General features: G+C 46.5%; 15 protein-coding genes. 9 read left to right on the forward strand and 6 right to left on the reverse strand.

All coding sequences use genetic code 11. The features are described from left to right. The first annotated feature begins 242 nt into the window (after positions 1-242). Positions 243-1,343, forward strand: coding sequence for a tRNA (uridine(54)-C5)-methyltransferase TrmA (trmA, locus tag NJR55_RS04045; protein ID WP_253618088.1), 1,101 nt, complete (start codon positions 243-245; stop codon positions 1,341-1,343). Here trmA and NJR55_RS04050 read toward each other — a convergent pair. The 3 genes from NJR55_RS04050 to efp form a co-directional block, all read right to left on the reverse strand. Next, complete coding sequence (locus NJR55_RS04050) at positions 1,340-1,744, reverse strand: MerC domain-containing protein (RefSeq protein WP_253618091.1); 405 nt, start codon at positions 1,742-1,744, stop codon at positions 1,340-1,342. The genes trmA and NJR55_RS04050 overlap by 4 nt on opposite strands. Positions 1,745-1,846: 102 nt before the next feature. After that, on the reverse strand, positions 1,847-2,824 hold the full coding sequence (gene epmA / locus NJR55_RS04055) for an EF-P lysine aminoacylase EpmA (RefSeq protein ID WP_275978044.1): 978 nt from the start codon (positions 2,822-2,824) through the stop codon (positions 1,847-1,849). A 6-nt stretch (positions 2,825-2,830) separates the two neighbouring features. Next, on the reverse strand, positions 2,831-3,400 hold the full coding sequence (efp, locus tag NJR55_RS04060) for an elongation factor P (RefSeq protein WP_253618093.1): 570 nt from the start codon (positions 3,398-3,400) through the stop codon (positions 2,831-2,833). A gap of 108 nt (positions 3,401-3,508) precedes the next feature. Here efp and epmB point away from each other — a divergent pair, with 108 nt between their 5' ends. After that, positions 3,509-4,555 carry an EF-P beta-lysylation protein EpmB gene (epmB, locus tag NJR55_RS04065; protein ID WP_253618095.1) on the forward strand — a complete coding sequence of 349 codons (1,047 nt, stop codon included), beginning with the start codon at positions 3,509-3,511 and terminating at the stop codon, positions 4,553-4,555. Then, positions 4,552-4,872: a primosomal replication protein PriC gene (locus NJR55_RS04070; RefSeq protein WP_253618097.1), complete on the forward strand. Its 321-nt coding sequence runs from the start codon at positions 4,552-4,554 to the stop codon at positions 4,870-4,872. The genes epmB and NJR55_RS04070 overlap by 4 nt, the downstream gene beginning before the upstream one ends. Here NJR55_RS04070 and NJR55_RS04075 read toward each other — a convergent pair. The 3 genes from NJR55_RS04075 to NJR55_RS04085 form a co-directional block, all read right to left on the reverse strand. Then, the gene (locus NJR55_RS04075) at positions 4,853-5,359 is read right to left on the reverse strand and encodes a DUF3016 domain-containing protein (protein WP_253618099.1); all 507 of its coding nucleotides are present in this window, start codon (positions 5,357-5,359) and stop codon (positions 4,853-4,855) included. The two genes, NJR55_RS04070 and NJR55_RS04075, sit on opposite strands and share 20 nt — an antisense overlap. Positions 5,360-5,482: 123 nt before the next feature. Then, positions 5,483-7,129: a chaperonin GroEL gene (groL, locus tag NJR55_RS04080; protein WP_253618101.1), complete on the reverse strand. Its 1,647-nt coding sequence runs from the start codon at positions 7,127-7,129 to the stop codon at positions 5,483-5,485. Positions 7,130-7,187: 58 nt separating this feature from the next. Beyond that, entirely contained in the window at positions 7,188-7,478 is a 291-nt protein-coding gene (locus tag NJR55_RS04085) for a co-chaperone GroES (RefSeq protein ID WP_011235507.1), read from the reverse strand. A gap of 164 nt (positions 7,479-7,642) precedes the next feature. Between NJR55_RS04085 and cutA the strand changes: the two genes are divergently transcribed. From cutA to prmA, 6 genes are all read left to right on the forward strand, one after another. Further along, complete coding sequence (gene cutA, locus NJR55_RS04090; protein ID WP_253618103.1) at positions 7,643-7,963, forward strand: divalent-cation tolerance protein CutA; 321 nt, start codon at positions 7,643-7,645, stop codon at positions 7,961-7,963. Continuing rightward, entirely contained in the window at positions 7,960-9,666 is a 1,707-nt protein-coding gene (locus tag NJR55_RS04095; protein WP_253618104.1) for a protein-disulfide reductase DsbD, read from the forward strand. The genes cutA and NJR55_RS04095 overlap by 4 nt, the downstream gene beginning before the upstream one ends. A gap of 144 nt (positions 9,667-9,810) precedes the next feature. Continuing rightward, a complete protein-coding gene (aroQ, locus tag NJR55_RS04100; protein ID WP_011235510.1) occupies positions 9,811-10,269 on the forward strand; it encodes a type II 3-dehydroquinate dehydratase in 459 nt (152 codons plus the stop codon). A 14-nt stretch (positions 10,270-10,283) separates the two neighbouring features. Then, entirely contained in the window at positions 10,284-10,739 is a 456-nt protein-coding gene (accB, locus tag NJR55_RS04105; protein ID WP_253618106.1) for an acetyl-CoA carboxylase biotin carboxyl carrier protein, read from the forward strand. Between the two features lie 20 nt (positions 10,740-10,759). Beyond that, the gene (gene accC, locus NJR55_RS04110; protein ID WP_253618107.1) at positions 10,760-12,109 is read left to right on the forward strand and encodes an acetyl-CoA carboxylase biotin carboxylase subunit; all 1,350 of its coding nucleotides are present in this window, start codon (positions 10,760-10,762) and stop codon (positions 12,107-12,109) included. 3 nt (positions 12,110-12,112) lie between these two features. Beyond that, positions 12,113-12,994 (forward strand): 50S ribosomal protein L11 methyltransferase, encoded by an 882-nt coding sequence (gene prmA / locus NJR55_RS04115; RefSeq protein WP_253618109.1) that lies wholly within the window; start codon positions 12,113-12,115, stop codon positions 12,992-12,994. The last annotated feature ends 13 nt before the right edge of the window (positions 12,995-13,007 follow it).

Here is a 13,007-nt window from a genome sequence, read left to right on the forward strand (position 1 = left end):
TTTTTAGAAAACTTAGGTTTTCGGCGGCTTCGTTGCCTGCCTTGAACGTGGAGCGCATTTTAGAGATTTAACTCGTCCCGTCAAGCGCTTTTAGCGCCTTTCTAACTGTTTTTTTACTGACTGCGTAAAGTTTCAGCAAATGTGATCAAATCCAACATAAATAAAGGGCGTTGGCACATAAAGGCATTGATGCGTAAAATAGAAGCCAGACTAATTACTGGCAAATATGGCGTAACTTCATAATGACTTACAAACGAATCGATACATCTGAATACCCACAACAACTCGCACAGAAGGCAGACCGGGTTAGAGAGATGTTTCGTCCTTTTCACATTAATGAGGTGGAAGTGTTTGAATCGCCCGCCAGTCACTACCGGATGCGCGCTGAGTTTCGGGTTTGGCACGAAGGCGACGACTTGTACTACATTATGTTTAACCCTGAGACACGTGAAAAAATCCGCATGGATAAATTCATGCCAGGGAGCCTGCTTATTAATAAACTAATGAAAGAGCTTATTAGTTTATTAAAGCCGAATGAGGTTTTACGTCGCAAACTGTTCCAAGTGGATTTCCTGACCACCACCACCGGTGAAGCCATTATCTCTTTACTCTACCATCGCTCTTTAGATGACCAATGGGAACAGGAAGCCATTCAGCTTCGCGAGGCCCTGATCTCTATAGCTAAGGTTGAGCTTATAGGAAGAGCTCGTAAACAAAAACGCGTGTTATATAAAGAAAGCGTCACTGAAGAAGTTAAGGTTGATAGAAAAAGCTATCTGTCTCTACAAACCGAGAACAGCTTCACTCAGCCAAATGCCATTATTAATCAGCAAATGATCAGTTGGGCTAAACGCCACGCTGGCAACAATTCGCATGACTTACTAGAGCTTTATTGCGGCAACGGCAATTTTACCTTACCGCTGGCTGAGAATTTTAATCGCGTTTTAGCTACTGAAATTAGCAAAAGTTCTGTTGCGGCGGCTCGCGAGAACGCAGAATTGAACAACATTCAAAATGTCACCGTTGTTCGTATGTCTGCCGAGGAGTTTAGCGCAGCTTTAAGCGGTGAACTGGAATCTAAACGGGCGGCTGATGCCGAGATTCACAGTTTTGATTGTAAAACCGTATTGGTTGATCCACCCAGAGCCGGGTTAGATAAAGACACATTGAAGTTGGTGTCTCAGTACCAAAGGATAATTTATATTTCCTGTAACCCGGAAACTTTGACAGAGAACATTCATGATTTATCCAGTAGTCATAAAGTGACTGCAGCTGCAATGTTCGATCAGTTTCCCTACACAGACCACATTGAAACGGGCGTTGTTCTGGAAAGGAAGAGTTAGCCTTGAACAGGCTCTTCAGCCACCGGGCCAAAATTAAGTTTGCGGCTTAAGCGGAGATTCGAGACGTGAGCATAAATAATAAGGCCGGCACCGAATAGAATAATAACAGGTTCACCCCAGTGTCCCAGAATATCGCGTTGGGAGTAGATAAATGCGCCTAACAGCAATAATGACAACAGGTGCCATTTACCATGCTTTCGAGCTCCGCTAATAAGAGATAAAAGCCCGATAACAACACTGAAGCCTAAAATGGTGTTTTCTAGTAAATCTTCACCGATAAAAGCCAGACCAGCCATAGCTAATAACGGCAGAATAACAGGCAGCAATAAGCAATGAATCGCACACAAAGTGGTGACCCAAATTCCTGCTTTATCCAAATTTTTGGATGCTGTTGCTGACATACTCGAAACTACCTTCTACGTAAACCTAAGCTGTAATATTATAACATACGAAAAGAATAGCCAAGGGAGATCAGAAAAAATTGTTTTCTCAGGCGATTCTGATCAAGCAGTTTGAATAGAAAAAGGCAGCACTTCGGTTATTGATTTCGCCCTACAGGCAATCATCAGCAGCCGATCGAAACCCAATGCAACGCCTGAGCACGCAGGGAATCCCGATTCTAACGCCGCCAATAAACGAGTATCTTCGGGTTGTGTGGGCAAATTCAACTGTTTACGTTGTTGGTTATCCTGGTCAAAACGCAGGCGTTGTTCGGCTGGATCCGCAAGCTCATTATAACCATTGGCCAATTCCACGCCCTGATAATAAAACTCAAACCGCCTGGAGACACGCGGATTGTGCAAGTCAATTTTTGCCAAAGCAGCTTGCGACTTCGGAAACTCGGTGACGCAAACCGGTACCTCCGCAGGAAACTTGCCTTCTATTAATTCCGAAAAGGCGACTTGAAGAATGGTACTTTCATCGGCTTCTTTGGACATCCAGTCCGTTAAAGCAGGTTGTTCAACAAGCTGTTGTCTGATGTTTTCAACACCGGAAGTCGTCAAAGGGTCTTCGCCAAGGTGATCAATAAAACACTGCTGATAAGTGATGACTTTCGTTTCCGGTGCGCCACACATTTCAACCAGTAGTTCTGAAACTTCTGCAATTAGCTGAATATCGTCGTACCCAACCCGATACCACTCAAGTAAAGTAAATTCAGGATTATGAAAGCGTCCTATTTCGTCGTCGCGAACCACATGGCTTAATTGATAAATGTCTTTTCCATAAGCCGCAAGAATTCTCTTCATTGCGTATTCTGGAGAGGTTTGCAAATAGAGCGTTCTATTTCCTGAAGCCAGCGGGTACTTGAATTCCGTGGTGAGATTATTCAGATGGCAATCGGTTACCCCAAACTGAGACAACAAATGCGTATCGACTTCGGTTACCTTCCTTTCATAAAAAAACTGGCGGACTTGCCGCATGAAATCAGCGCGTTTAACAAGCACTGACCAATCTGCTGCTGGCCGCCAGTCGGTCGTCATATCTATTTACTTTTGAACGCGGGAAACGTATTCGCCCGAGCGAGTATCAACTTTGATCACTTCGCCAATTTGTACAAATAACGGAACACGAACAACAGCGCCTGTACTCAGCGTGGCAGGTTTACCACCAGTGCCGGCAGTATCACCTTTAAGCCCAGGGTCAGTTTCAGTAATTTCCAATTCAACAAAGTTTGGCGGCTGAACATTAATCGGCTTCCCTTCCCATAGGGTCAGAGTACAAACATCCTGCTCGACTAACCATTTCTCAGCATCGGCAACAGCTTTGGCGTCTGCCGGAACTTGCTCAAAGGTTTCGTTATTCATAAAATGCCAGAACTCACCATCGTTATAAAGATAAGACAGTTCCAACTCAATAACATCAGCGCCTTCAACAGACTCACCCGACTTAAAGGTTTTCTCAACCACTTTACCGCTGATTAATTTGCGAATTTTAACGCGGTTAAAGGCCTGACCTTTACCGGGCTTAACCATTTCATTTTCAACGATCGAGCATGGCTCGCCGTCCTGCATGATTTTTAAACCACCTTTAAATTCACTCGTACTATAATTCGCCATAACAAGACTTTCCTTTGTAAATGCCTGATCATTTGCGCGCAATAATAAAACAAATAGCGACTTTTTTCAGGTAAAATATAGAGTATTTGCAGCAGTCGCGGAGGCGTAGTGCCTGAGCCAGCGTATCCTATCTCTATAAATGATCGTCCTGACTGGCAGTTCGAGCTGAAACAAGCCTATACCCAGCCAGAAGAACTGCTACGTGCACTCAAACTCGATCCCGCATTATTTAGTGAGGATATCAAAGCCCGTAAGCTCTTTGCTATGCGCGTGCCAAAGCCTTTTGTTGCACAAATGAAAGAACAGGACAGTAACGATCCATTATTACGTCAGGTTCTTCCTTTACACAATGAATTTAATTCGGCTCCCGGTTACAGCACCGACCCCCTGCAAGAGCAGCAAGGCCCCGTAAACGGACTTCTGCACAAGTATAAAAGCCGGGTATTGTTGATACTGCAAGGCGGCTGTGCAGTCAATTGCCGTTATTGCTTCCGGCGTCACTTTCCATACGACGAATTAATCTTCAGTAAACGCCAACTAGCGGAGACACTGGAGTACATCCGACAACATCCGGAAATTAATGAGGTGATTCTGAGCGGCGGCGACCCTCTGATGGCGAAGGACGAGCGGCTTAAAGGTTTAATTAACGAATTTGAATTATTGCCCCAACTCACCCGTTTACGTATTCATAGCCGGTTGCCAGTCGTGATACCCTCCCGCCTGACGCATAAGCTTAAAGAAGTGCTCAGCAACAGCCGCTTGCAAAGTGTTCTGGTGCTTCACGCGAATCATGCAAATGAGATTTCTCCTGAGTTAGCCGAGGCACTCGATGACTGGCACCACGCGGGTATTCATTTACTGAACCAGAGCGTCTTACTTAGCGGAGTAAATGATAATTTAGCCGCGCTTACCGAGCTTAGTGAAAAGTTATTTAATGCCCGGGTTATGCCCTACTACTTGCACCAGTTGGACAAAGTTGAAGGCGCGAGCCATTTCGCGGTTAGTGACGAGAAGGCACAAGCCTTGTGGCAAAAAATGACTCATGAATTACCTGGGTTTCTGGTTCCTCGTCTGGTCAGAGAGGAAGCTGGCGAGCTCAGTAAAACAGCTATCATGCCGGACGGCACTAATACATTAACAGAGGAAAAACTATGAGCGATAACCTGGAAAGTGTAGAAAATAAACTACAGGAGCATCTTCAGCAACTGTATCGTCAAGTAATTGATGCAGACCAGTACCTTGATGACCTGCGTCAACAAGGCAAAGCCAAGTTCCAGGGCGTTTTCGCTGAGCAAACTGTATTTGAAAGCACGGGTAACCGTTTTCAGCCCTACCTTAATGAAATTGCCGGAAACTTTGAAAAATGGCAGCAGGACAAAGAAAACGAGCAGCAGTTGCAGTTACTGGTACAACAATTACAGTTAATGACTGAAACTCTCGCTCGTCTTAAAGCTATTCGTCAGGCTGGTTAACAAAGGTTTCTTCGAACCACTGAGTCAGCATCTGCTTTTCAAAATATAAGTCATCCCGTCTCATTCGTGATGCCAGGCTGTCGTAGTTAAACCCCATATTTTTTACGTGAGCCTGGCCTTCCTTTATAGCGTCGCCCGATTTATCGACTAAGCGATAATCAAATTCCATTCGCGGGAAATCAATTTCCCGAACAATGCGCACGTAATTTGAACTCGAGCGTCCAAATGTCGGTTCAACCCGGCCAGTTAAATCGACGTCCGTTACGGTAATTTCCAGTTTCTGATCTTCCGGAAGCTTTGCCGCCAACCCCTGAAAATGCTCAGTAAGCTGATCCATGACCTTTTTCTGGTAACGATCACGTAAACCATCCGCCGGTCGAATATCTGTGTAACTATCAACATCTTTCCAGGAAACTTCAGCCGTACCAGCATATGCTGTAAAACTACAGGCTAATAAAGCCGCTCCCAATATACCTTGAACACGCATGCTATCTTCCTCCCATACAATCGCCAAGGGTGTCATCTTTCTGTTAGAACACGAATAACGAAAAAAATTCCATAAAAAAAGGGAGCCATCAAGGCTCCCCTTTTCAAAAGTGGGTTGGGAGGCCTACATCATGCCGCCCATACCGCCCATTCCACCCATGTCGCCGCCAGGCATGCCGCCTGCGTTGTCATCCTGAGGAATGTCAGCAATCATCGCTTCGGTGGTGATCATCAGTGCGCCAACAGATGCTGCGAACTGAAGTGCTGAACGGGTTACTTTGGTTGGATCCAGAATACCCATTTCCAGCATATCGCCGTAGGTATCGTTACCCGCGTTGTAACCGTAGTTACCTTCGCCGCCACGAACATTGTTAGCAACCACTGAACCTTCAGCGCCAGCGTTCATTGCGATTTGACGCAACGGCGCTTCCATCGCACGCAGGGCTAAACGAATACCAACGTTCTGTTCTTCGTTGTCACCACGCAGTTCTGCCAGTTTGCTCGCAGCGCGAACCAGAGCAACACCACCACCAGGCACCACGCCTTCTTCAACAGCTGCACGAGTTGCATGCAACGCATCTTCCACGCGTGCTTTTTTCTCTTTCATTTCCATTTCAGTAGCAGCGCCGACTTTAATCACCGCAACACCGCCAGCCAATTTTGCCAGACGCTCCTGCAGTTTTTCACGGTCGTAGTCAGACGTAGTGTCTTCCATCTGCTGCTTGATTTGGTTAACGCGACCGTCGATAGCGGTATCGTCGCCATTACCGTCAACAACAGTAGTATTGTCTTTAGTAATCACAACGCGCTTCGCTGTACCTAAGTCTTCCAGCTGAGTTTTTTCCAGCTCCATACCAATTTCTTCAGAAACCACAGTACCGCCGGTCAGAACAGCAATGTCCTGCAGCATCGCTTTACGACGGTCGCCAAAGCCTGGTGCTTTAACCGCAGCAACTTTAACGATGCCACGCATGTTGTTCACAACCAGAGTTGCCAGCGCTTCGCCTTCAACGTCTTCAGCAATAATCAGCAGAGGTTTACCAGCTTTAGAAACACCTTCTAATACCGGCAGTAACTCGCGGATATTAGAGATTTTCTTATCAATCAGAAGAATGAACGGGTTGTCTAATTCAACCGAACCGCTTTCCTGATTGTTAATGAAATAAGGAGACAAGTAACCGCGGTCGAACTGCATACCTTCAACAACGTCCAGCTCGTCAGTCAGTGCCTGGCCTTCTTCAACGGTGATAACACCTTCCTGGCCTACTTTGTCCATTGCCTGAGCGATGATTTCGCCAATAGTGTGATCAGCGTTTGCAGAAATAGTCGCTACCTGAGCAATGGCTTTGCTGTCGGCACAAGGTTGAGAAATTTTCTTCAGCTCTTCAACTGCAGCGATAACCGCTTTGTCGATACCGCGCTTAAGATCCATTGGGTTCATGCCCGCAGCTACTGACTTCAGACCTTCGTTAACAATGGCTTGAGCCAGAACGGTAGCGGTTGTTGTACCGTCACCCGCTTCGTCGTTTGCTTTAGACGCGACTTCTTTAACCATCTGCGCGCCCATGTTCTCGAACTTGTCTTCCAGCTCGATTTCTTTCGCGACAGAAACACCGTCTTTGGTAATAACAGGAGAACCATAAGATTTATCTAATACAACGTTACGACCTTTTGGACCCAGCGTCACCTTTACTGAATCAGCAAGAATGTTAACGCCTTTCAGCATTTTTTGACGTGCTGTGTTACCAAATTTGACTTCTTTAGCTGCCATTTTTGCTTTTCCTCTTAAATTCGTTTATTCGGTTGTGCTAGTAAGCGTTTCTGACGTCTTATTCTTCAACAGCCAGAATGTCGCTTTCACTCATGATTAAGTACTCTTCACCGTCAATTTTCTCGGTTTTAACACCGTAGCCTTCATTGAACAGCACTTTGTCGCCAGCTTTTACGTCTAGTGCACGTACCTCACCGTTATCCAGAATGCGGCCTTTGCCTACTGCTACGATTTCACCGCGAGTAGATTTTTCTGCCGCAGAACCAGTCAGAACAATGCCGCCAGCCGATTTCGCTTCGACTTCGGTGCGCTTAATAATGACTCGATCGTGTAAAGGACGAAGTTTCATTGTTGATAACTCCTCAACCTATTGTTGTTAGTGGTTAATACCCCTAAGGGGCGGATAAATATGTGTGTGCACATTAAATGGGGGAGGAATTTTTGTTATCAAGGGGGAAGCACAAAAATTTTTATGCTAATTTGCAAAACGGACAGGCGCTATAGGGAGGTTCTATGACTCAGCAACCACAATTAATTTTATGCACCACAGACAGTTCTGACTCAGCTAAACAACTGGCTCGTTCTCTGCTCGAAAAAAAGCTCGTGGCCTGCGTCAATATAGTGCCTAATATGACCTCTATTTACTCCTGGCAGGGTGAATTGCATGAAGACCAGGAGTGGCTTTTGCTGATAAAATCGACTGCGGAACGTTTCAGTGACATAAAAAGTGCCATCAGTGCTATTCACCCTTACGATTCTCCAGAATTAATCAGCATCAATATTGAAGATGGTTTACCCGATTATCTGACGTGGATACAGGACTCAGTTAAATGATACAAAGATTCATCACATGTCTCGCAGCCTTAACCCTGGTTTTTGCAGTCGTTGCGCCAGCACATAGTGTGCAGTCGAATCCATTCCAGCAGGACAATCAGTTTTTGTCGGTAGATCAGGCTTTTGATTTCGACAGCGAAGTTAACGGCAACAAAGTGACCGTCAGTTGGGTTGTTGCCCCCGAGTACTATTTGTATCAACACCGCTTTAAGGTGGTTCCGGAAAATGCGTTAGCCGCAGAACCCGAACTCCCGCAAGGCGAGTCTCATAACGATGAGTTTTTTGGCGAATCAATTGTGTACCGGGACTACGTTGAGTGGTCTTTTACACTTAACCCGAAGTTTTCCAGCAACACCATTACCGTTCAGTATCAGGGCTGCGCTGATGCGGGGCTCTGTTACCCGCCCACAGAAAAGCAGATTAAACTCTCCAGTATTAGTGAGATTAGCTCCACCACCGCACCGCCAAACACAGACAGCAGCCTGTTCGGTATAGGTGAACAACATTTAATTATTACATTGTTACTCTTTTTTGCTTTGGGTATTGGCTTAGCTTTTACCCCCTGCGTGTTTCCTATGTACCCCATTTTATCCGGCGTTGTGCTGGGCAACCGTGAACGTAACTGGAAAAACACACTTTGGCTTTCCTTTATATACGTTCAGGGTATGGCCATTACCTATTCTTTATTAGGTCTGGTTGTGGCGTCGGCGGGTATGCAGTATCAGGCTTATTTTCAGCATCCGGTGGTGTTAATTGTTCTGGCTGTATTGTTCGCCCTTTTTGCTTTAAGTATGTTCGGGGCTTATACGCTGCAGCTTCCTATTAGCTGGCAGTCGAAACTGCAAAGCTTTAGCGGCCAGCAAAGTGGTGGAAATGTCATTGGCGTCTTTATTATCGGCGCTATTTCCGGCCTGGTTGCATCGCCCTGCACCACGGCTCCGTTGTCAGGAGCCTTACTCTTTATTGCGCAATCGGGCGATATGGTAAGCGGCGCCGCTATTCTTTACGCATTAAGTCTGGGTATGGGCGTGCCGCTTATTTTATTCGGCTTAAGTGGCGGCAAGCTTCTGCCCAAAGCCGGCGCATGGATGAACGTAGTTAAGCAGTTCTTCGGTTGGCTGTTATTGGCAGTTACCTTATTCTTAATTGAGCGCCTTATTCCGACCAGTATCAGTATGTGGCTATGGATTTTCTACTTTATTCTTGCCGCCGTATCTCTGGCTGTTTCGATAAGTCAGCCGCTTCGCACCACCACAAAAGTTATCACTATTGTATTTCTGGCAGCGGCAGCTACTACAGGCAGTTACTGGCAGGTGAATAAAGCGCAGCTGGAACAAAAAAGTCACGGCCTTTTTACTGTCGTTAGTAATGTTAGCGACATACAGCAACAAATAGCTGAGAGTGACCGTTGGGTAATGCTAGACCTTTACGCTGACTGGTGCGTGGCCTGCAAAGAATTCGAGCAGTACACCTTTTCTGATGAACAGGTTCAGACGCAATTTCAGAAATTTAAACTTATTCAGGCCGATGTTACCCGCAATAATGCGCAAGACGTGGAAATTCTGAGTCGCTACAAGGTGCTGGGTCTGCCCACTATTCTGTTCTTTGACCCGGAAGGCAAAGAACGCTCTGAATACCGGGTGACCGGTTATATGAACGCTGAAGATTTCGAAAAGCATCTGGAAAAGATAGTTTCCGAGTAAACTTGTGCCTAAATGCGCTGATAAGACCAGTAAAGTGCTGCAATCTTGCTTTTTTTCCCTATAATACTGTTGTTATAGGAACCCAAACTGAAAGTTGTGGTCACTTTAAATAGTTTTCGTAACTTCACAGCAAATGGCGGCACAATGGCAGAACGTTTTAAAATATTAGTGCTCAATGGCCCAAATCTAAATTTACTGGGGCAGCGTGAACCAGAGCTTTATGGCAAGCAAAGCCTGGATGATATCGCTGATTCGCTGGGAGCCATTGCTAAACAACACGCAACAGCACTAGATTTCCGTCAGTCCAATGCTGAACACCAGTTAATTGACTGGATTCAGCAAGCCGCCAAAGACTCTGTCGATTATATTGTTATTAATCCGGCAGCCTACGCACACACCAGTGTGGCCTTACGCGATGCGTTATTGGCTGTGAAAATCCCTTTTATTGAAGTACACCTTTCTAATATTTATCGCCGTGAGAGCTTCCGCCACCATTCGTATTTAGCGGACGTGGCCGACGGCGTTATCTGCGGGCTTGGTGCCCGTGGTTATGAATACGCTTTACAAGCAGCTTTAACTACATTGAACAACACAGATAACTAAAGGTAGACGTTAGCATGGATATCCGAAAAATTAAGAAACTGATCGAGCTCGTTGAAGAATCTGGCGTAGCGGAACTGGAAATTACCGAGGGCGAAGAGTCAGTTCGGATTAATCGTTACAGTGCGCAGCCTGCGCCTATGCAATACGCGCCGCAGCCGCAACACGCCCCTCAGCAAGCGCCACAATCGGCTCCGGCAAGCCAACCGGCAGTTGAACCAGCCAGTGAAGAAATTAGCGGTCACGTTGTTCGCTCGCCTATGGTTGGAACCTTCTACGAAGCTCCATCACCTGATGCAAAGCCTTTCGTTACTGTTGGCTCTCGCGTTAACGCTGGTGAAACACTGTGCATTATTGAAGCAATGAAAATGATGAACCAGATTGAAGCAGACAAATCCGGTGTCGTTAAACAGATTTTAGTAGATAACGAAGAGCCGGTTGAATTTGATCAGCCACTGTTTATCATCGAATAAAGTAACCGCAGGTATTTGTCATGTTAGATAAAGTGGTCATTGCCAACCGTGGCGAAATTGCACTGCGCATACTGCGAGCCTGTAAAGAGCTCGGCATTAAAACAGTGGCAGTTCATTCAACGGTTGATAGAAACCTTAAACACGTTTTACTTGCAGACGAAGCAATTTGCATAGGTAAAGCGCCAGCGAACGAGAGCTACCTGAACATTCCCCGTATTATCAGTGCAGCTGAAATTACGGATGCAGCAGCTATTCACCCGGGTTACGGCTTTCTGGCCGAAAACGCCGATTTTGCTGAACAAGTTGAACAATCTGGCTTCATTTTTGTCGGACCAACGCCGGATCTTATTCGTCTTATGGGCGACAAAGTATCAGCCATTAAGGCAATGAAGAAAACCGGCGTTCCTTGCGTTCCGGGGTCAGATGGCCCTCTGGATGACGACGACGAGCGTAATAAGAAGCTTGCTAAGCGCATTGGTTACCCTATTATTATTAAAGCAGCAGGCGGCGGCGGCGGTCGTGGTATGCGGGTTGTACGCGAAGAGAGCGAATTACTCAGCTCTATCACTATGACTCAGAACGAAGCTCGTGCAGCCTTCGGCAACCCTGTTGTTTATATGGAAAAATTCCTTGAAAATCCTCGCCATGTGGAAATTCAGGTTCTGGCCGATGGACAAGGCAATGCCATTCATTTAGGTGAACGTGACTGCTCGATGCAGCGCCGTCACCAGAAGGTTGTGGAAGAAGCACCTGCGCCGGGCATTACGCCAGAAATGCGCAAATTTATTGGTGAGCGTTGTGCCAAAGCCTGTGTAGAGCTGGGCTACCGTGGTGCCGGTACATTTGAATTCTTGTACGAAAATGGTGAATTCTACTTCATTGAAATGAACACCCGTATTCAGGTTGAGCATCCGGTTACCGAGATGGTCACAGGTATCGACTTGATTAAAGAGCAGCTGCGCATTGCGGCCGGTCGTCAGCTTTCGGTCAGCCAGGAAGATGTTGTCATTCGTGGTCATGCAATTGAATGCCGGATTAACGCCGAAGACCCTGAAACCTTTACACCGTCGCCAGGCACTATTACCCGTTTCCACTCTCCGGGTGGCTTTGGTGTGCGTTGGGACTCACACGTTTACGCGGATTACAAAGTACCGCCGAACTATGACTCAATGATAGGTAAGCTCATTACTTACGGCGAAAACCGTGATATTGCGATTGCCCGCATGCGTAATGCTTTAAGTGAATTGATCATCGAAGACATTAAAACCAATATCCCTTTGCAAAAATCGATTATGGCAGATGAAAACTTCCAGCACGGTGGAACCAATATTCACTACCTTGAGAAAAAACTTGGTATAGGCGGGCATTAATTAATGCCCTGGATACAACTCACCCTCTCCTGTAGTGAAGAGCATGCGCCCCAGGTGGGTGACATGCTCATGGCTAACGGCGCTCAGGCGGTAACTTACCGCGACGGCGCCGACACACCCATTTTTGAGCCCCGCCCCGGCGACGTTATATTGTGGGAGCACACTCTAGCCACAGGCTTATTTGACGCCGACGCAGATGTCAAAGCCATTATTGCCAACCTGAAACAGTCCAACATTTTCGGTAGTGACTTGCAGTACAAAGTCGATGCACTGGAAGACAAAGACTGGGAACGCGAATGGATGGATAATTTTCATCCGATTCAGTTTGGCGAGAATTTATGGATTTGCCCCAGCTGGCGGGAGATACCAAAACCTGAAGCCGTTAATATTTTGCTCGACCCCGGCATGGCTTTTGGTACCGGAACACACCCAACAACCGCTATGTGTCTGCGCTGGATAGATGCCAACCCGCCAACAGGAAAAACCGTTGTCGACTTTGGTTGTGGCTCGGGAATACTCGGCATTGCCGCGTTATTATTTAACGCTGAGCACGTAGTTGGCATTGATATTGACCAACAGGCGCTGATTGCGACGAAAGATAACGCTGAGCGTAATAAAGTGGGCGATAAATTTAGCCTTTACCTGCCCAGCCAACAGCCTGAAACACAGGTTGAGCTTGTGCTTGCCAATGTCCTTGCCGGACCTTTGCGAGAGCTTGCTGATACCATACTCGGCTTTGTTGCCCCCGGAGGACAACTGGTTTTATCCGGTATTCTGGAACGGCAAATAGAAGGGGTTATTGAGGCTTATGAACCTCAGATCAAATTCGACACTCCGACTATAGACGGCGACTGGGCAATGCTCAGCGGCACCCGCGTTGGTTAACAAGCGTACGCTT

This window comes from Idiomarina rhizosphaerae (genome assembly GCF_024159085.1).
Classification (GTDB): Bacteria; Pseudomonadota; Gammaproteobacteria; order Enterobacterales; family Alteromonadaceae; genus Idiomarina; species Idiomarina rhizosphaerae.